This is a genomic window from Sphingopyxis jiangsuensis, assembly GCF_016734905.1.
Classification (GTDB): Bacteria; Pseudomonadota; Alphaproteobacteria; order Sphingomonadales; family Sphingomonadaceae; genus Sphingopyxis; species Sphingopyxis jiangsuensis.
The window spans coordinates 305,746-324,473 of record NZ_JAERPO010000002.1; the positions used below are offsets into that span (position 1 = coordinate 305,746).

An 18,728-nucleotide genomic window follows, 5' to 3' on the forward strand; every position below is an offset into this window, starting at 1 on the left:
GGCCTTCGCCGGGATGACGGAAATCAGACCACCGTCTCCATTGCCGCCAAAATCGCCGACCCGCCCTTTTCGGCCTCGTCGGCGTGATGGCGAAAGAGCGCGAAGAGTTCGCGACCGACCCCAAGCGCGGGCGGCGGGGCAGTGGCGGGGGTGCGCGCGACCCATTCGGCCTCGTCGACGAGCGCTACGACTTCGCCCTTGCGCGCGCAGACGCGCACGAGGTCGCCGTCCTGAAGACAGGCGAGCGGACCGCTGGTGCCATCGGGGCCGGGGAGCGCCTCGGGCGAGAGGTGGATCACCGCCGGCACCTTGCCGCTCGCGCCCGACATGCGCCCGTCGGTGAGCAGCGCGACGCGAAAACCCTTGTCCTGCAGCACACCCAAGGCAGGCGTCAGCTTGTGCAGTTCGGGCATCCCGTTGGCGCGCGGCCCCTGGAAACGGACGACGACAACGACGTCGCATTCGAGTTCGCCCGCCTTGAACGCGGCGAGCACCTGGTTCTGGTCGTCGAAAATCCGGCATGGCGCCTCGATCGTCCAGCGATCCTCGTCGACCGCGCTGGTCTTGATGATCGCGCGGCCGAGGTTGCCCGCGAGCAGGCGCATCCCGCCGTCGGGCGAAAAGGGCGCGGCGACGGGGCGCAGCATCGTGTCGTCGCGCGTTTCGGCGGGCGCTGCCTCCCAGTGGAGTTCCTCGTCGACGAGCACGGGTTCGCCCGAATAATCGGCCATCGTCCCGCCAACCGTCAGCACGTCGCCATGGAGCAACCCCGCACCCAGCAATTCGCGGACGACAAAGCCGATCCCGCCTGCGGCATGGAAATGGTTCACGTCGCCTGCGCCGTTGGGATAGACGCGCGCGAGCAGCGGCACCGCGCGGCTCAGCTCGTCGAAATCCTGCCAGTCGATGACGATTCCCGCCGCGCGCGCGATCGCGGGCAGGTGGATGGCATGGTTGGTCGAGCCGCCGGTCGCGAGCAAGCCGATCGCCGCGTTGACGATCGCCTTTTCGTCGATGCAGCGGGCGAGCGGCCGATAATCGTCGCCGTCCCAGCCGATCGCAGCAATCCGGTGCGTCGCGGCGCGCGTCAGTTCCTGCCGCAGCTTGGTGCCGGGGTTGGTGAAGGCGGCGCCGGGGATGTGCAGCCCCATCAGCTCCATCATCATCTGGTTACTGTTCGCGGTGCCGTAGAAGGTGCAGGTACCCGCGCCGTGATAGCTTGCCGCCTCGGCCTCAAGGAGCTCGTCACGCGTCGCCTTGCCCTCGGCATAAAGTTGGCGGACGCGCTGCTTTTCCTTGTTCGCGAGCCCCGAGGGCATCGGCCCTGCGGGGACAAGAATCTGCGGCAGATGGCCAAAGCGCAGCGCGCCGATGAGCAGGCCCGGGACAATCTTGTCGCAGATGCCGAGAAGCAGCGCGCCCTCGAACATCGCGTGGCTCAAGGCGATGGCGGTGCCCTGCGCGATATTGTCGCGGCTGAACAGCGACAGATCCATCCCCGCCTGCCCCTGCGTCACCCCGTCGCACATCGCGGGTACGCCGCCCGCGACCTGTGCGGTGACGCCGACTTCGCGCGCGAACAGCTTTATCTGTTCGGGATAGCGGCCATAGGGCTGATGCGCCGAGAGCATGTCGTTGTAGGCGGTGACGATGCCGATGTTCATCGTGGCGCCGGTGCGAATGACGGGCTTGTCGTCGCCTGCTGCGGCAAAGCCGTGCGCGAGGTTGCCGCACGACAGGTTGCCGCGGTTGGTTCCCGCGTCGCGCTGGCGCTCCATCAGGTCGAGGTAGGCGGCGCGACGCTTGACGCTGCGCGCGATAATGCGGTCGGTCACCGCGGCGATGGTGGGGTGGAGTGTGGTCATCAGATAATCCAATCCCCCTCTCCCCTTGTGGGAGAGGGATGCACAGACTTGGCAGCTTGCTGCCTAGTCGAAGCTGGGTGAGGGGTTGCGGTCGCAATCCGACCGCGCGAGCCGGAGGCTCGCATACCCCTCATCCAACTGCGCCTAGGCGCTCCGCGCCAAGGCTGCATATCCTTCTCCCACAAGGGGAGAAGGTTTCGGGAGAATTCAATCATGCCAGCTTGCCCCGTCGCGTTCGATCAGTGCGATCGCGCTCGACGGGCCCCAGCTGCCTGCGGTGTAGGTCTGCGGCGGCATGTCGACCGCCGCCCACGCGTCGCGGATCGAATCGATCCACTGCCACTGCGCCTCGACCTCGTCGCGGCGGACGAAGAGCGTCTGGTCGCCCTCGATGAAATCGAGCAGCAGCCGTTCATAGGCGATGCGTCGCCGCTCGCCGGCGAAGCTGTGCGAGAGCGAGACGTCCATCGTCACTTCTTTCAGTTTCACGCCGTCGCGGTCGAGGCCCGGCTGCTTTGCCATCACCTTGACGCGGATATTTTCCTCGGGCTGCAGGTTGATGATCATCATGTTCGCATCGAGCTTACCCGCGCCAACGCGGGCGAAGATGTTGTGCGGCACCGGCTTGAACTGGATCAGCACTTCGGACTTGCGCTGCGGCATCCGCTTTCCGGTGCGCAGGTAAAAGGGCACGCCCTTCCACCGCCAATTGTCGATAAACGCTTTCAGCGCGACGAAGGTTTCGGTGTTCGACGGATCGCCAAGCTCGTCGGCATAGCCCGCGACCGCCGCGCCGTTGACCGCGCCGCTGCTATACTGGCCCTTGACGCTGTGCGCCTTGACATCCTCGGCTGTCATGCGGCGTAGCGAGCGGAGCAGCTTGACCTTTTCGTCGCGGACCGCAGTTGCCGATACGCTCGACGGCGGCTCCATCGCGATGATCGCGAGCAGTTGGAGCATATGGTTCTGCACCATGTCCTTGAGCGCGCCGACCCCGTCATAATAGGACACGCGGCCTTCGAGGCCGACAGTTTCCGCAACGGTGATCTGGACGTGGTCGATCGCCTGCGCGTTCCACAGCGGCTCGAACAACATATTGGCAAAGCGCAGCGCGAGCAGATTCTGCACCGTTTCCTTGCCGAGATAATGGTCGATGCGGAAAATATGGTCTTCGGCAAAGGCACTGCCGACCTGTTCATTGACCTCGCGCGAGGAGGCGAGGTCGTGGCCGATCGGCTTTTCCATCGCGATGCGGCATTCGGCGCAGGCTATGCCTTCGGACGCGAGGCCCTGGGCGATCGGTCCGAACATCGACGGTGGCGTTGACAGATAGACGCCGATCGGACGCTCCATGCGCTCCCCGAGCAGCGCGGCGAGTGCGTCATAGCCGGTCCCCGCCTTTGCATCGATCGCGCAATAATCGAGCCGTGCGAGGAATGCGTCGACCGCGCCCGTTTCGAGCCGGTCACCGGGCAAATGTTCAGCAAGCGCTGCGCGCACCTGGTCGTGGAATTCAACCCGGTCCATCGCGGTGCGGCCCGACCCGATGATCGCCAGCGACTCTTCGAGCAGGCCGTCGACGTGGAGGTTATAGAGCGAGGGAAAGAGCATGCGTTGCGCGAGGTCGCCCGTCGCACCGAACAGCACCAATGTTTCGACTTTCACGCTCACAATTATCCCCTTGGATAGCAATGCCCGAAGTGGAGGATGCGCCCCCTGAATGCAACGCGCATACGTAAACCGAACCCGTGCCCCAATGAAGCGGAGGGTGTTTTCCTTTTATCGCATTCATTCTACTAGCGCGCGATGGCCGATACGCCTCCTCCTTATGATGTCATCGTGATCGGCGGCGGCATCAATGGCGCCGGGATCGCACGCGATGCTGCGGGGCGCGAGGCGCGCGTGCTGCTGCTCGAACAAGGCGATCTTGCACAGGGCACGTCGTCGGCGTCGACCAAGCTGATTCACGGCGGGCTGCGCTATCTGGAGCATTATGAATTCGCCCTCGTGCGCGAGGCATTGAAAGAGCGCGAGACGTTGTGGGGAATCGCGCCGCACATCATCTGGCCGCTGCGCTTCGTCCTGCCCTATCGCGACGGGCTGCGTCCGCGCTGGCTGCTGCGGCTCGGGCTCTTCCTTTATGACCATATCGGCGGACGCAAGAAATTGCCCGCGACGCGTTCGGTCAGGCTCGCGCGCCACCCCGCAGGTGCGCCGCTGCAACCGGACTATGTTCACGGCTTCGAATATTCGGACGGCTGGGTCGATGATGCGCGGCTCGTCATCCTCAACGCGCGCGACGCTGCCGAACGCGGCGCGCGCATCCGAACGCACATGCGCGCCGAGCTGATGCGCGTCGAAAAAGGCCTGTGGATCGTCGAGGCGACCGACGATCGCGGGCATAATTACCGTTTCTTTGGGCGCAGCCTCGTCAACGCGGCCGGCCCTGCGGTGCTCGACGTGCTGGGGCGCGCATCGGCGCCGCCCGATTATGCGATGCGGCTGGTGCGCGGGTCGCATATCGTCGTGCGCAAGCTGTTCGACCATGATTACGCCTATTTCTTCCAGCTCCCCGACGGGCGGATCTTTTTTGCCATTCCCTATGAGCGCGACTTCACGCTGATCGGAACGACCGACCAGGATCATGACGGCCCGCTTGGCGATGTGCGCGCGAGCGAGGAGGAAATCGCCTATCTGTGCGAGGGGGCGAACCAATATTTCCAAGCCGCCATTCACCCCGGCGACGTGCTGTGGACCTATTCGGGGGTGCGCCCGCTGATCGACGACGGGTCGGGCAAGCCCGAGGCGGCGACGCGCGGCTATCGGCTCGACCTCGACAGCGACGAGGGCGCGCCGCTGATGACCGTCTATGGCGGCAAGATCACCAGCTATCGCCATGTCGCCGAACATGCGGTCGACATGCTCGCAGAGGTGGTGCCCGCGCTGACGGGCAAGCATTGGACGGGCAAAGCGCCGCTTCCGGGCGGCGATTTCCGGACGGACGGCGCCGCGACGCTGAAGGCCGCCATCCGCCTCGCCCACCCCTTCCTGCCCGCCGCGACGGTCGACCGGATCGTCAAGGCCTATGGCACCGATGCACGAAGCTGGCTGGGCAAGGCCGATTGCTGGGACGATCTGGGCGGCGAGATCGCGCACGGGCTGAGCGCCGCCGAGGTGCGCTGGCTCGTCGCGCAGGAATGGGCGCGCACCGCGGACGATATATTGTGGCGGCGGACGAAGCTGGGGCTTCATTTCACCGCTGACGATGTAGCGCGGCTCGAGGCTTTTCTCGAAACGATCCCGGCGAAACCGCCGCTGCCCGCGTAATCCGCCCTGTGCGCAGGGAGGATTAGCGGTTACGCCGCCTCGGCGACCTCCGCGGGCAGGCGGATCATATAGTCGAACGCCGACAGCGCCGCCTTTGACCCCTCGCCCATCGCGATGACGATCTGCTTGTAGGGCACGGTGGTGCAGTCGCCCGCGGCGAATATGCCCGGCTGGCTCGTTTCGCCGCGATGATCGACCTCGATCTCGCCGCGTTGAGACAGCGCGACCGTGCCCGCGAGCCATTCGGTGTTCGGGACGAGGCCGATCTGGACAAAAATGCCTTCGAGTTCGATCTGGTGATCGACGTCCTTGCCCCGGTCCTTGTAGCTGAGCCCTGTAACCTTTTCACCGTCGCCGAGCACTTCGGTGGTCAGCGCCGAGGTGATGACCTTGACGTTGGGCAGGCTGGCAAGCTTGCGCTGGAGCACCGCGTCGGCGCGAAGCTGGCTGTCATATTCGATCAAGGTGACATGCGCGACGAGGCCCGCAAGGTCGATCGCCGCCTCGACGCCGCTGTTGCCGCCGCCGATCACCGCGACGCGCTTGCCCTTGTAGAGCGGGCCGTCGCAGTGCGGGCAGTAAGCCACGCCCTTGTTGCGATATTCCTCTTCGCCGGGAACGCCCATCTGGCGCCAGCGCGCGCCGGTCGACAGGATGACGGTGCGCGCCTTCAGCGACGCGCCATTGGCGAGCTGCACCTCGTGCAGGCCGCCCTCATCCTTGGCGGGGACCAGCTTTTCGGCGCGCTGGAGGTTCATGACGTCGACGTCATAATCGTTCACATGGCTCTCGAGCTGGGCGACGAGTTTCGGGCCTTCGGTGTGCTGGACGGAGATAAAGTTTTCGATTGCCATCGTGTCGAGCACCTGCCCGCCGAAGCGTTCGGCCGCAATGCCCGTGCGGATGCCCTTGCGCGCGGCATAGATGGCCGCGGCGGCGCCCGCCGGGCCGCCGCCGACAACGAGCACGTCGAACCCGTCCTTCGCGGCGATCTTCTCGGCCGCCTTCGCTTCGGCACCGCTGTCGAGCTTCGCGAGTATCTGTTCGAGTTCCATCCGGCCCTGGCCGAAATTCTCGCCGTTCAAAAAGATCGTCGGCACCGCCATCACCTTGCGCTGCTCGACCTCGGCCTGGAACAGCCCGCCATCGATCGCGGTGTGGGTGATGCGCGGATTGACGACGCTCATCAGGTTGAGCGCCTGAACGATGTCGGGGCAATTCTGGCACGAGAGCGAGAAATAGGTCTCAAAATGATAATCGCCATCGAGCGCCGCGACCTGCTCCAGCACCTCGGGCGCGACCTTCGGCGGGTGGCCGCCAGCCTGCAGCAGCGCGAGGACGAGCGAGGTGAATTCATGGCCGAGCGGGATGCCGGCAAAGCGGACCGCGACATCATGGTCGCTCGCGCGGCGGATCAGGAAGCTGGGGCGGCGCACGTCGTCGTCGGTGCGCGCCACGCTGACCTTGTCCGACAGCGCGGCGATTTCGTCGAGCAGGGTCGCGAGCTCGGCCGACTTCGGCCCGTCGTCGAGCGACGAGAGCAGTTCGATCGGCTGGCGGATGTTCGCGAGATAGGATGAAAGCTGCTGCTTCAGATTGGCGTCGAGCATGGGGAGAGCTCCTGCGAGAGGGAGGAGAAAAGAGCCGCGTGTCCCCGCGAAGGCGGGGACCCGGAGCTGGATTGCGCATTGTTGCGCTTGGGCGCTCTGGGCTCCCGCCTTCGCGGGAGCACGCTGGCATTTTCCGATGTCTTAAATCTTGCCGACGAGGTCGAGCGAGGGAGCAAGCGTTTCGGCGCCCTCTTCCCACTTCGCGGGGCAGACTTCACCCGGATGGCTGACCCAGTATTGCAGCGCCTTGATCTTGCGGAGCAGTTCGGCAGCGTTGCGGCCCACACCCTCGGGGGTGATTTCCAGGAGCTGGATTTCGCCCTGCGGATCGAGGACGAACGTGCCGCGGTCGGCAAGGCCGACGCCCTGACGGAGCACTTCGAAATTGTTCGAGAGCGTGTGGTTCTGGTCGCCGACCATGAAATAGTCGATCTTGCCGATCGCCGGCGAGGTGTCGTGCCACGCCTTGTGGCAGAAATGCGTGTCGGTCGACACGGCGAACACCTCGACGTCCATCTTCTGGAGCGTCGGATAGATGTCGGCCAGATCCTCAAGCTCGGTCGGGCAGACGAAGGTGAAATCGGCGGGGTAGAAGAAGAACACCGCCCACTTGCCCTTCACATCCTCTTCGGTGATGTCGACGAATTTGCCCTGCTTGTAAGCGGTCGCCTTGAACGGCTGGATGGTCGTGTTGAGAACGGACATGGGAGAGTCTCCTTTATCGTTGAGTTGGGTCCGGAAACGCTCCCCTAGCCAGCAATGTTGCGCCGCGACAATTGAAAAATCCTGCGCGACTAATCGAAAAACTCAATCAAGGGCGCCGACAATCGCGGCGGCTTGCTTCGCCGGGTCGAAAGCAGGACAAGGGCATATGGAAACTCGCGAATTTTGCAGCGCCGACACGCACGCCAGCGCAGATGCCCGCCATCTACGGCGCATCGGCCTCGCCGAGCCCGGCGATGCGCTGCTCGCGCGCGAGCTTGCCGTCGAAACGCCGGTTTCGATCGAGGTCGACGGGCTCGGCTATGCGGTGATGATGGCGACGCCGGCAGACCTTGAGGATTATGCGATCGGCTTTGCCGCGAGCGAGGGGCTCATCAACCAGCCCGCCGATGTGACGCGAATTGCCGTCCATGCCATCGAGGGCGGCGTCGCGCTGCGGCTATGGCTTGGCGCCGGACGGTCGCAGCGCGCACTCGACCGGGCGCGCAGGCGGGTGAACGAAAGCAGCTGCGGACTGTGCGGGATCGAGAATATCGAGGAGGTTCTGCGACCGCTGCCAAGCGTCACCGCGTGCATAACGACCGATCGCGCCGCGATTGCTGTCGCGCTGGCGGCGCTCGACAGCCATCAGCCGCTCGGTCGCGCGACGGGCGCCGCGCACGCCGCGGCATTTTGCACGCCCGACGGCGCCATCTGCCTCGCGCGCGAGGATGTCGGGCGTCACAACGCACTCGACAAGCTGGTCGGGGCAATGATGCGCGCGGGCGTCGACGCGGGGCAAGGCTTCATCCTGCTGTCGGCGCGTTGCAGTTACGAGCTGGTCGACAAGACGGTGCGCGCGGGGTGCCCGATGCTCGTCACCATCTCGGCACCGACAAGCCTTGCCGCCGACCGCGCCGCGGCGGCGGGGCTGACGCTCGTTTCGCTGGCGCGGCGCGATTCGGCGCTTGTCGTGTGCGATCCGCAAGGGATAATTGCATGAGAACATTGGGCGCAATCCTCGCGGGGGGCAGTTCGACGCGCTTCGGATCGGACAAGGCCGAGGCGCTGCTGGACGGGCGGCGGCTGATCGACCTGTCGATTGCGGCGCTCGCACCGCACTGCGACGCGATCATCGTCATCGGCCGCGCGCATCCGGACTTCGGCAGCGTCGCCGACCGCCCGCGCGGCGGGATGGGTCCGCTCGGCGGGATCGCGGGCGCGCTGGCGGCCGCGGCAGAGGGCGGCTTCGGCCAATCGCTGACCGCGCCGGTCGATTGCGTGCGGTTGCCGCCCGATTTGCGCGCCGTGCTGGAACCCGCGCCAGCCTATCTGGCGGCGCAGCCGGTGATCGGGCTTTGGCCAGTGGAGGCGCTCGAAGCGCTCGACGCCCTGCTGGCCGAGGGTACGAAGCTGGCGGTGCGTGCGTTCGGCGACCGTGTCGGTGCGCGCGCGGTCGAGACGGGCTTTGCCCCGCCGAACATCAACAGCGCCGCCGATCTTGCGCGGCTCGCGGACGGCAATCTCCCGGCGTCATGACGCTGAAGGCGTGACGATGCGGACGGGAATCGCCTTGGCAGCGGGACACCCGCTCGCCCGGTCGTAATTGCCGAGCGGAAGCAAGGGGTTGAGCTCGGGATAATAGCCTGCGACCGACCCCGGCGACATCGGATAGTCCACCAGCGTCAACGGCCCGACGCGCCGCGCGATGCCGTCGTCGCTGATCGTCTCCAGCGTCACGCGTGTTTCGGCCGCCAGCCCGCGCGCCTCGCGGTCGGCGGCGTTGATGAACAGCACCATGCGGTCGCCGCGAACGCCGCGGTAGCGGTCGTTATAGCTGTAGATTGTCGTGTTGAACTGGTCGTGCGAGCGCACCGTCGCGAGCCGCAGCATCGCTGGGTCGTCGATCTGCGGATCGACATCGAGCCCCGGAAGCAGCAGGAAATTCGCCTTGCCGTTCGGCGTCAACCACACGCGGCGGCGCGGCGCGACGTCGAGGTGGAAACCCGCGGGGTCCTGAATACGCGCCGAGAATTCGGAATAGAGCGCGGGATAGACCGCCGCGATGGCGTCGCGGATGCGGTCATAATCGTCGATGTAGGATGCCCAGTCGACGCGGCTTTCGGGGAGGGTCGCCATCGCCATGCGGCACACGATCTCGACCTCGGTAAGGAGGTACGGGCTTGCGGGTTCGAGCACGCCGCGCGATGCGGTGACGTTCGACATCGAATCCTCGATGGTCACAAATTGCTCGCCGCGCGCGGTTTCGATGCGCTCGGACCGCGCGATCACCGGAAGGATCAGCGCCTCGCGGCCGTGGATCAAATGACCACGGTTGAGCTTTGTCGCGATCCCGACCGTCAGGTCGAGCCCGCGCATCGCGGCATAGGCGCGGTCGGTATCGGGGACCGCGCGAACGAAATTGCCGCCAAGGCCGATGAAGACCTTGGCGGTACCCGCCAGCATCGCCTCGACCGCTTCGACCGTATGGTGGCCGTGCGCGCGCGGCGGGTCGAAGCCGAACACCGCTGACAGCCGGTCGAGATAGGCGGCGGTCGGCCGCTCGTCGATGCCGACGGTGCGGTCGCCCTGGACGTTCGAATGGCCGCGGATCGGCGAAATGCCGGCGCCGGGCCGTCCGAAATTGCCCTTGAGCAACAGAAGGTTGGCGATCTGCTGGACCAGTTCCGACCCGCGCTCGTGCTGGGTGATTCCCATGCCGTAACAGATGATCGTCGCATCGGACGCCATATAGATGTCGGCGCAGCGACGGATCTGCGCCTCGTCCACCCCCGATTTGGCGACGATATCGCGCCAGTCCTGCGCAAGGATGTCGTCGCGCAGCGCCGCGAAACCCTCGGTATGTTCGGCGATGAACTGATGGTCGAACACGATCTCGCCCGCCGCCTCGCGCTCGAACATCGCGCGCATCATCCCCTTGAGCAGCGCAAGGTCGCCGCCGATACGGATGTGGACGAACTCGCTGGCGATCGGCGTCGAGCCGAAGGTCGCCATCTGCACCGGGTCCTGCGGTTCGGTGAAGCGGATCAGCGCGCGTTCGGGCATCGGATTGACCGCGACAATCGGCACGCCGCGTTTGCGCGCATCGACCAGCTGCGTCATCATCCGCGGCGCATTGGTGCCGGGGTTTTGCCCGATGACGAAGATCGCGTCGGCATGTTCGAAATCGTCGAGCACCACCGTGCCCTTGCCGACGCCGATCGCGGGCGGCAGGCCGCGGCTCGTCGGTTCGTGGCACATGTTCGAACAATCGGGGAAATTGTTGGTGCCATATTCGCGGACGAAGACCGAATAGAGAAAAGCCGCCTCGTTCGGCGTCCGCCCCGAGGTATAAAAGTCGGCCTCGTTCGGATCGGCGAGCGCGCGCAGATGGCGGCCGATGAGCGCGAACGCGTCGTCCCATGCGACAGGAACATAGTGGTCGCTCGCCGGATCGTAGCGCATCGGCTCGGTCAACCGTCCCTGCATCTCGAGCCAATAGTCCGACTGCTCGCGCAGCGCAGTCACGCTGTGCTGTGCGAAAAATTCGCGCGTCGCGCGGAATTTCGTCGCTTCGTGCGCGAGCGCCTTTGCACCATTTTCGCAGAATTCGAGTTTCCTGGTGCAGGTGGCGTCTGGAAAGGCGCAGCTCGGACATTTGAAGCCGCCCGGCTGGTTCATCGTGAGCAGCGCGCGCGACCCCTTGCTCACAACGCTCTGTTCGAGCAGCACCTTTGCGGTGGCGGCGGCCGAACCCCAGCCCCCGGCCGGACGGGCATAGGGTTTGTACCGGGGCCTGCCGTCGGCCATCGCGCCATCCTCTCAACGAAACGCTGCTTCTCGATCGGAGCATAGGCGCAAACGCTGCGCCGGAACAGGTCGCCGAGCGATCGGCGAGCGCGAGCAGGGGTGGCGTCGGCGCTCTGCACGGCTGCCGGGTCCGGGAGTCCCGCGCTCGTCGCCCGGGCGCCGCCACTGCCGCGGACGCAGCGGGCGCGGCGCACACCATCGACAATAGAACAAGACGCGCCATAGGCGCCGTCCGTACCGATATTGCGGGCCCCTCCCTGCCCTGCACGCCATCACGGCGCGATTGGATGGGAGTGACACGGGACCGCGCTGAAAAAGATGAATCTGCTGACCGGCGATTATGAAAATTGTGAAAGGCGCGCCGAACCGGGGCGCAATATCCGCCAGCCGCAAAAACGCCGAAGGCGGGAGCAGCCGAAGCTGCCCCCGCCCCGGGAGCGAATGTCGCCGCGACCTGCGTTCAGGCGGCGCGGAGGCCGTTTCCGGGCATTTCCGCCGCAATTGTTTCGAGTTCGGCGACGACCGGCGAGTTGCGCGCATCGTCGGCCATCACCCGGCCAAGCCGCGCTGCCGCGGCCGTATATGCGGGTTCCGACAGGATCGATTCGATCGCGGCGCGGAAGGCATCGGGCCCTGCGTCGGCAGCGAGCTGGATGCCCGCGCCGCGCGCGGTGACGCGCACCGCATTGTCGTTCTGGTCGCGGCCGTGCGGAACGACGACCATTGGACGCAGGTGCGACAGCGCACGCGCCACGGTGCCGTGCCCGCCGTGGGTGACGACCAGCGCCGCCTGCTTCATGACGCTGTTGTGCGGTGCGCTGCGCACGAGCTGGCAATTGGCCGCCGGCGTCAGTTCTTCGGGCGCGATCGTGCTGCCGAGCGTGACAAGCAGCCGGACATCAAGCGAGGCCGCACCGTCGATGATGTCCTGAAGCACACCGATATGCCCCTGGAATGTCGTGCTGAACCCGACGAGCACGAGCGGGCGCGCATCGTTGGCGGCCCACGGCGACGTCCAGGGCTTTGCCCATGAGGGATCGTCGAGCTGGGGTCCGACATAGCGAATCCGGTCTGGAAGCTGTTCGGGGGCGAAATCGAACGCGCGGCTGGTGCCGAGCAGAACCGCATGCGCGGCGTCATGCTGGTCGGCGAGCGCAGCGAGCGGGGGAAGCCCATAGCTTGCACGCGCCGTATTGAGCGCGGGGAGCCGGCTGTCGAACATCTGGCCGTTCGCCTGCATAATCTCCGCATGCAGTGCGCGCTCGGCATCGTTCGTCGCGGGCAGCAAACCCGGGCCGAGCGGCGGTACGCCCTCCATCGGAAAGAGGCTGACGTTGCAGGTGAGCAGGACGAAACGCTGGCCGATCGCCTCGCACCCCATCGCGACGCCGAGCAGCATTTCGTTCGAAACGACGAGGTCGGCAGGCTCGGCCTTCAATTGTTCGATCAGGTCCTCGGCATAGGCGTGCGCGGGGCCGACCATGATGCGGTCGAGGACGCGACCGATCTGTTCCTCGGGCGTGTCGACTTCCCAATCGCGAAAAATGTCGCTGTCGCGGGTACGGTCGGTGCGGCTCGGTGCGCGCGTCCATGGAATGAAGCGGGCGCCGACCGCCTCGGCCTCGCTGCGGTTGCAGGCATCGCTCATCACACGCACGCGGTGCCCGCGCTCGGCAAGCTTTCGCGCCACGGTGATGATCGGCATCACCGATCCGCCACCCTCCCAGGTAGCGAAAAGAAAATTCAAGGGGGAAGAGACTTGGGTCACCGGTTTACTCCGATTGGTTCGTGGTTGAAAATTTCTGCGGGATCGGCCCCGATCGCATCGGCGAACATCCGCATCATCAGCTGCCGATAGTCGGCGACGCTGCGCTGCATGTCGCGGCGGACGAGCTTCCAGACATAGAGGTCGCCGGCGACGACGAGCGCGTCGATCCGGCGCTGCCGCGCCTCGGCATCGAGGCCGTCGAGCCATGGAACGAACGCCTGCGTGATCCAGGCGCGATGCTGGGCGCGGCCGCGATCGGTCATCGCGCGCACCGCCGGATAGCGGTCCTCCTGTGCGAGCAAGCGGAGGATCAGGTCGCCGACCTCTTCATAATCCTCGACGATCGAATTGACCGCACGCGTCACATCGCCCGGCCGCACTTCGCGGCGAAGTGTAACCTCTATCGCGAGCCGTTCCTGCATCGCGGCGATCAATCCCTCCTTGCCGCCAAAGCGGCGGATCACCGTCTGGACCGTGACCCCGGAATCCTGCGCCACATCTTCAAGGCGAATCTCGTCGAACCAGCTGTCGCGGATGCGCGTGGCAAAGGCATCGAGGATGCGTTCACCGCGCGCCTGCGCAGCCTCTGCGCGCGCCGATTGGCGGTAGGGACGCGTGGGAGAATCGCTATTCATGTGATGCCAATTAACATCAAAATTGGGGTGCGCAAGTTTTATCTTAATTGCGCTAACATGAAACTCCTCCTTGGCTTGCAGCGGCAGCCGGTGCGCTCGCAGTTGGGGGACATATCGCGCGGGAATTGTACCTGCCGCCCCCTTAATCGAGCGCGCGAACAAGGAATGGGGCATCGGCTATCGGATGATATTGGCTCTAATGCGTACGCCCTTTGCCGCGCACCAACGCCAAAGCATTGCGGTCGAGCGGGATCGAAAACCACAGGCCTCCGCGATCGCCCTTCGACCATCGGATGACGGCCGTTCGCCTCACATCGTCACCGGGAAGCAAGAGTTCGACAATTTGCCCGGCTTCGAGACTATGGGTTGTCCGAAAGCCTGCTCCGTTCGCCGAGATGTCGACGAGATCGATCGGATAGGCCTGGCTTGAAGTAGCAAGGATCGCCTCGGCATCGACCGGCAGGCGCTGCGCGCGATAGCTCTCCGCCTTTTGCTCGTGCATCAGGGCCGCAACAATTTCCTCGGCATCCTGGGTCTCAAGGAATGCGACGCCGTAACGCCCGCGCTCGGACCAGACGATTCTCCCTGCCATCAGCATGTTGGCCGACAGCATGATTTCGACTTTTTCATCCGGTGCCAGCGCCATGTCGGTATGCACCATCATGCCGCCGTCGGAGACATTGCGGACATGCGCCAGCCCGACGTCGCTTCCGCGTTTCAAGCGCGCGATGCGGTAGGCGGCAGGATATCGGTTGGTGTCGCGTCGATCCTCGGCGCCCGCGAAACGGTTCGAGCGGGCGAGATCATGTCGATCATCTGCCATTCCCTGCTCCTATCCCAGGCGCGGAATCTCACGCTCCGCACGCCTTTTGAAACGGTGTTTCCAAGCTTTCGTTCCAAATTTGGCGCGCCCACACAGGATCGCGCGCGGCGCCAATCTCTTGCCGCGTGTCACTAATCTGAAATGTATCTGGAGCAATATCTCTTAAGAAAAGAGATTCTTTTTGAAATTAAAGAATATCTTTAATGTCGCTTGCAAAACGATATTATCAAGAAACCTACAGCTTTGTAAATAGAGAAACTGCGCAAGCATGTATGTCGCCCGGCACGACCGTCCTTATACGCATTGCGATTGGGTTCGGCCGCATCACTTCACGGTGAGCAGACGATCCACGGCCTGATCATTGCTTTCACGATCCTCGTTGGGCCGGATCAAATACATGGGTTGCCCGCTTCCTGTTTCAAGCAACTCTGGCCGATTGCGGACTGACGGTTCTGAAGAAAGCGGAACGCAAAAAATTGCCGTTCGCTCTGCATATCGGTGCGACCCGAAGCGTCGATTCTCGAACGCTTGCAGCGAGAGCGCCGGGCGAATGCCGTTTTCGTCGCGCGTTTGGCCCTCTTCGTCGCTGCGGCGCCAATTGAGCGGCTCATCGACCCGGTTGGCAGAGCAGGAGGTGAACTCACAGCCGGTCCGCGACACAAGGCCCGTCGATATTCAGCCATAACGACGGAGAATTCGCATGATCAACCTGCGCGCGCCAAGTCGACAGAGTCGGTTCACGCTTTTGTGTGTGAGCACATTTATCGCGGCCGTCGGTTCCATCCCTGCTGCCGCCAACGCGCAAGAAAATTGCCCGGGGGCTTCCGCGCCTAACGGGAAGGTGTTCGGAAAGCGCTTCGGAAAGCTCATGGGAGCGGCCGGCGTGGCGGCCATCACGGGGCGCAAAGCCGCCGCCAGGGCCGCGGCCGACGCGGCAGCGCGCGATACGGCCGACAGCGCGCGCGAAAATGCGGTCGCGGCGGCAGCCGCAAGCGGTTGCCGGGACGATGAAACCCCGCCCCCTGTCGATAGTGACGCGTCGACACCGGCCCAAAACAATGCGCGCGCGCGCAAGAGCGCATCGGCAGCAAGCTATAGCCGCCCCAGCGAGATGCCGATTTCGGCAGAGATCAAGGCGCAGAAATCGGCGTTCGTCGAATTCAGCAAGGTTCGCTGCTCCGATTGCGAAGGCGGCCATGATTATGAGGCGTGGGCCAGTCGCTATTTTTATTCCGAGCTGCTCGGCGATGCGAAGGCGTGGACGGCCAAGCTCGCGAAGATGGAGCCGGGCGAGAAGTTGAACTGGCAAGGGACAGAAAACTACGGCACGATCACCATGCGCGAGCAAGCGAAGGTCGGCGGGTTCGACTGCAAAATCTACGATTGGCTGCTGGAAAAGGGCAAAGCGAGCGCCCGCCGCGAAGGCCTTATCTGTTGGGGCAAAGCAAGTAGCTTCTCCGCAAGCGACAGCTGGGTCGAAGTCTATTGAACTTCGCTACCCCTCAGGAATCAAAATTCGAGCACCGCAGCCTCCCCTACTCCTAGGGGAGGCTGTTTGCGTTTGGGCCATATTTATGCGGACCGAAGCCGGCGTTCGCGCAGCAGCCAGCGAACGCCAATCTATTTGGCGTTCGACCACCCGGATACGACCACTTCGCGCTCTTCTTCATCCTCATTTTCGAGCATGAGCGTCCACTTGGCCTTGCTGATCGGGTTGCCGACGAAGATCGAGCGGAAGATCTGTTGTGCGCTGGGGGTGCCGGGCGGGTTGGTCCCCTGGACAGCCCCTCCCTCGTCCACCACGGTCGCTCCGACTTTGGGTGGCGCAACATAGGTCAGACCGAAATTGTCCGCGTCGGGAACATCGAACGGAATCTCGATGGTCTGACCCGGTGACAGCTTTACGATCTTCGTGAAATCGAGCTTCGGCGGCTCTGACGACGTCGAATCCTTGGCAGGCGTCCGGGTGGAGGGCGATCCCCCTTTGCTCGCCAATGCCTCCAGTGCGGCGAGTTGCCCCTCGGGCGACTGCTTTCCCGGGCCGAGCGCGACGCGCGACTTCACAAAGGACTTGAACCCCGCCTCATTCGCCATGTCCGTGTGGAGGAGCGATTGTTGCGCGCGGTCCGCGATCGCCCAGAAAGCAGAGGGAACAGTGACCACGCCGTCATTGGGGCTGTACATATAGCAGATTGCCGGCAGCGGATTGCCCGCAAGGATCGAGAACTCGACGCCCTTGCGGTTCGTATGAGCCGCGTTGAATTGCGCGACCACGCTTGGGCGCAGTTCGCGCAGCGCCTCCATCGAGCGGCCCGCCGCTTCCAGCGGCAAGCTGATGAGGTCGGCGCAGCGGCTGCCCATATTGGGGGTGCCGAGCATGACCAGATGCTGCACCTGCGGCTTGCCGTCGGGATAGGTCGGCATCGCCGCATGGATGTAGCGGCGGCTGATCAGGCCGCCCATCGAATGGGCGACAAGGTCGATATGCCAGGCGTTGCGTTCGCGCTGCGCATATTTGATATAGCGTTCGAGCTCCCCGGCATTTTGGGCGATCGTATTGGTCGGCCCCAGATTTCCTACTTCGTCGCCGGTCCTCATACGTCCGAATTGCGCATGCTGGCCTACGGGAAACGCCTTCCAGTTGCTCGAATGCGCGCCCGAGAGAATTCCCTGCCAGCTTTCCCAGGCCTTCCAGTTCGACCAGAGGCCGTGCACGAGCACGAGCGGCTTGGGCGCGACCTTGAGGTTGCGGGTCTCCTCGCCGGCCTTCTTTCCACCGTCGGTAAGTTCGGCGCGGATGCGCTGGGTGATCCGGGGACGGCCATCGTCGTACCAGGCATAGCCCGAACTATCCCATTTGAACGTCACCTCGCGCTCTTCGCCCGGCGGGACATCGACGGTGATCTCGTCGAGCACGGCTTCCGAGGTGCCTCCCGCCTTTTGATCGGCATCCAGATCCTTGAACTTGACTGTCGCGGGCTTCTCCTCGCCGCTGTCATTGGCGACGACCGCGGTGAACCGCACGATGTTCCCATCGGTCGTGCCGGTCTGTTCCTTGATTTCCTGCCAGTCTTCCCAGTTCGGAAAGCGCATGTCCTCAAGCTTGAACTTGACCAGCCGCAGCGCGCCGCCGCAGCGTCGCAGGCTCCAGCTCAGCGTTTCGGTCACACCACCATAGCTTTCGGAGTAGCTGCCCGACAGTTGATCGGGCTTGTCCGGCGAAACGCGATCCGCGCCGCCGGTCGAAAATTTGACGCCGTCGAACCGCGTGGGCATCTCGGCCAGACTGTGGTTCACACCCTTTCGGGGCGTGCATTGTCCGCTAAAGCTCGACGATGTCGACCCCGAAGCCGTTCCCGCAACGTCGGGCAACCGCACTCCCACGCGATAAGCGCCATCCGAATCCATTGACACGGTGACGTCCGCATCCAATCCGCTGCCGCCCCCCTTGCTCTGGCTGCGCGACGCGAAACTTCCCGACATGGCGCGCGGAGTGCGCTCGTGCGGGCAAATATGGCGATCGTTGGCGGTTTTGGTTTCGGTCGAGACCGAGCTGACCCCAATGTTGGCCTTCGCAATACTGCTCATTCGATCCGGCCCCTCGCGAACCGAGACTTGCGCCGTATATTTGAAGGTCGTCGACCAATTGGTCGTTTCGGTACCCTTTCCGGAAATGCGGTCTTCCGTCTTGGAACTGCTGTTCGCGTGCGAGCGTGAATATTGTACCGAACCGGTCCAGGCGCGCGTGCATTGGGCGGCCGCAGCCGCGACCGGAAAGGCAGCACCGGACAATAGCATTCCGATCCCCACAGCGGGCAGGGCGCGTACGATTGTCATTGATTACTCCTGTTCCTTGATGCGCGCCGTTCGGCGAACCTTGGCCGCAGACGGCGCGGCGCTATCTGATCGACCGGGACCGGCTTCGTTTCGCGAAAACCAGCGCGAACTAGATGTCGAGATGTCCTGACCGGTATCGTCTCGATGCATCGAAGGCCTGGTTTGCCGACCCCGGAATGATCAGGACAGGGCGCGGCGACGAAGTTGGATATGAAAGCGACCAAGTTGCCGGCCGACGCTGCGGCAGATGGTTTGCGGCAGAGACGAGACGCTGATTGCTCGCCTGCCTGATGCGCCCCATCCCTCGCAAGCCCGTGCAGTCAGGGGCGACCTCGAGCGGCATTTCCGTCG

The 18,728-nt window shown here is 64.4% G+C and carries 15 protein-coding genes; 5 read left to right on the plus strand and 10 right to left on the minus strand.

The genetic code is table 11. The features are described 5' to 3' along the window. Positions 1–23: 23 nt before the first annotated feature. Complete coding sequence (edd, locus tag JI743_RS08185) at positions 24–1,865, minus strand: phosphogluconate dehydratase (RefSeq protein WP_201927779.1); 1,842 nt, start codon at positions 1,863–1,865, stop codon at positions 24–26. Between the two features lie 207 nt (positions 1,866–2,072). Next, positions 2,073–3,476 carry a glucose-6-phosphate dehydrogenase gene (gene zwf, locus JI743_RS08190; protein WP_236659916.1) on the minus strand — a complete coding sequence of 468 codons (1,404 nt, stop codon included), beginning with the start codon at positions 3,474–3,476 and terminating at the stop codon, positions 2,073–2,075. Positions 3,477–3,671: 195 nt separating this feature from the next. Here zwf and JI743_RS08195 point away from each other — a divergent pair, with 195 nt between their 5' ends. After that, complete coding sequence (locus JI743_RS08195) at positions 3,672–5,192, plus strand: glycerol-3-phosphate dehydrogenase (protein WP_201927782.1); 1,521 nt, start codon at positions 3,672–3,674, stop codon at positions 5,190–5,192. Between the two features lie 29 nt (positions 5,193–5,221). On the opposite strand, the gene ahpF is transcribed toward JI743_RS08195, so the two are convergent. Further along, a complete protein-coding gene (ahpF, locus tag JI743_RS08200) occupies positions 5,222–6,802 on the minus strand; it encodes an alkyl hydroperoxide reductase subunit F (protein WP_201927783.1) in 1,581 nt (526 codons plus the stop codon). A gap of 141 nt (positions 6,803–6,943) precedes the next feature. Next, positions 6,944–7,507, minus strand: a complete 564-nt coding sequence (gene ahpC, locus JI743_RS08205; protein WP_201927784.1) for an alkyl hydroperoxide reductase subunit C — start codon at positions 7,505–7,507, stop codon at positions 6,944–6,946. A 166-nt stretch (positions 7,508–7,673) separates the two neighbouring features. Between ahpC and fdhD the strand changes: the two genes are divergently transcribed. Together fdhD and mobA are read left to right on the plus strand one after the other, a co-directional pair. Continuing rightward, entirely contained in the window at positions 7,674–8,507 is an 834-nt protein-coding gene (gene fdhD, locus JI743_RS08210) for a formate dehydrogenase accessory sulfurtransferase FdhD (protein WP_201927785.1), read from the plus strand. Next, positions 8,504–9,043, plus strand: coding sequence for a molybdenum cofactor guanylyltransferase (gene mobA, locus JI743_RS08215; RefSeq protein WP_201927786.1), 540 nt, complete (start codon positions 8,504–8,506; stop codon positions 9,041–9,043). The genes fdhD and mobA overlap by 4 nt, the downstream gene beginning before the upstream one ends. On the opposite strand, the gene JI743_RS08220 is transcribed toward mobA, so the two are convergent. The 5 genes from JI743_RS08220 to JI743_RS08240 form a co-directional block, all read right to left on the minus strand. Beyond that, complete coding sequence (locus tag JI743_RS08220; protein WP_201927787.1) at positions 9,038–11,314, minus strand: FdhF/YdeP family oxidoreductase; 2,277 nt, start codon at positions 11,312–11,314, stop codon at positions 9,038–9,040. The two genes, mobA and JI743_RS08220, sit on opposite strands and share 6 nt — an antisense overlap. A gap of 460 nt (positions 11,315–11,774) precedes the next feature. Then, on the minus strand, positions 11,775–13,019 hold the full coding sequence (locus JI743_RS08225) for a glycosyltransferase (RefSeq protein WP_201927789.1): 1,245 nt from the start codon (positions 13,017–13,019) through the stop codon (positions 11,775–11,777). Positions 13,020–13,078: 59 nt separating this feature from the next. Further along, a complete protein-coding gene (locus JI743_RS08230) occupies positions 13,079–13,717 on the minus strand; it encodes a TetR/AcrR family transcriptional regulator (protein WP_201927791.1) in 639 nt (212 codons plus the stop codon). 196 nt (positions 13,718–13,913) lie between these two features. Further along, complete coding sequence (locus JI743_RS08235; RefSeq protein ID WP_201927793.1) at positions 13,914–14,540, minus strand: PilZ domain-containing protein; 627 nt, start codon at positions 14,538–14,540, stop codon at positions 13,914–13,916. A gap of 324 nt (positions 14,541–14,864) precedes the next feature. Continuing rightward, positions 14,865–15,200, minus strand: a complete 336-nt coding sequence (locus JI743_RS08240; RefSeq protein ID WP_201927795.1) for a hypothetical protein — start codon at positions 15,198–15,200, stop codon at positions 14,865–14,867. Positions 15,201–15,240: 40 nt separating this feature from the next. Here JI743_RS08240 and JI743_RS08245 point away from each other — a divergent pair, with 40 nt between their 5' ends. Then, a complete protein-coding gene (locus tag JI743_RS08245) occupies positions 15,241–16,029 on the plus strand; it encodes a hypothetical protein (protein ID WP_201927797.1) in 789 nt (262 codons plus the stop codon). Positions 16,030–16,160: 131 nt separating this feature from the next. On the opposite strand, the gene JI743_RS08250 is transcribed toward JI743_RS08245, so the two are convergent. Next, positions 16,161–18,128: an esterase/lipase family protein gene (locus JI743_RS08250; RefSeq protein ID WP_201927799.1), complete on the minus strand. Its 1,968-nt coding sequence runs from the start codon at positions 18,126–18,128 to the stop codon at positions 16,161–16,163. Positions 18,129–18,228: 100 nt separating this feature from the next. On the opposite strand from JI743_RS08250, the gene JI743_RS08255 reads away from it, so the two are divergent. Beyond that, positions 18,229–18,507, plus strand: coding sequence for a hypothetical protein (locus tag JI743_RS08255; RefSeq protein ID WP_201927801.1), 279 nt, complete (start codon positions 18,229–18,231; stop codon positions 18,505–18,507). Positions 18,508–18,728 lie beyond the last annotated feature (221 nt).

Coding starts and splice junctions, on each gene's coding strand:
- edd (WP_201927779.1), bottom strand. CDS start 1,865: ATGACCACACTCCACCCCACCATCGCCGCGGTGACCGACCGCATTATC.
- zwf (WP_236659916.1), bottom strand. CDS start 3,476: ATGCTCTTTCCCTCGCTCTATAACCTCCACGTCGACGGCCTGCTCGAA.
- JI743_RS08195 (WP_201927782.1), top strand. CDS start 3,672: ATGGCCGATACGCCTCCTCCTTATGATGTCATCGTGATCGGCGGCGGC.
- ahpF (WP_201927783.1), bottom strand. CDS start 6,802: ATGCTCGACGCCAATCTGAAGCAGCAGCTTTCATCCTATCTCGCGAAC.
- ahpC (WP_201927784.1), bottom strand. CDS start 7,507: ATGTCCGTTCTCAACACGACCATCCAGCCGTTCAAGGCGACCGCTTAC.
- fdhD (WP_201927785.1), top strand. CDS start 7,674: ATGGAAACTCGCGAATTTTGCAGCGCCGACACGCACGCCAGCGCAGAT.
- mobA (WP_201927786.1), top strand. CDS start 8,504: ATGAGAACATTGGGCGCAATCCTCGCGGGGGGCAGTTCGACGCGCTTC.
- JI743_RS08220 (WP_201927787.1), bottom strand. CDS start 11,314: ATGGCCGACGGCAGGCCCCGGTACAAACCCTATGCCCGTCCGGCCGGG.
- JI743_RS08225 (WP_201927789.1), bottom strand. CDS start 13,019: ATGCCGATCATCACCGTGGCGCGAAAGCTTGCCGAGCGCGGGCACCGC.
- JI743_RS08230 (WP_201927791.1), bottom strand. CDS start 13,717: ATGAATAGCGATTCTCCCACGCGTCCCTACCGCCAATCGGCGCGCGCA.
- JI743_RS08235 (WP_201927793.1), bottom strand. CDS start 14,540: ATGGCAGATGATCGACATGATCTCGCCCGCTCGAACCGTTTCGCGGGC.
- JI743_RS08245 (WP_201927797.1), top strand. CDS start 15,241: ATGATCAACCTGCGCGCGCCAAGTCGACAGAGTCGGTTCACGCTTTTG.
- JI743_RS08250 (WP_201927799.1), bottom strand. CDS start 18,128: ATGAGCAGTATTGCGAAGGCCAACATTGGGGTCAGCTCGGTCTCGACC.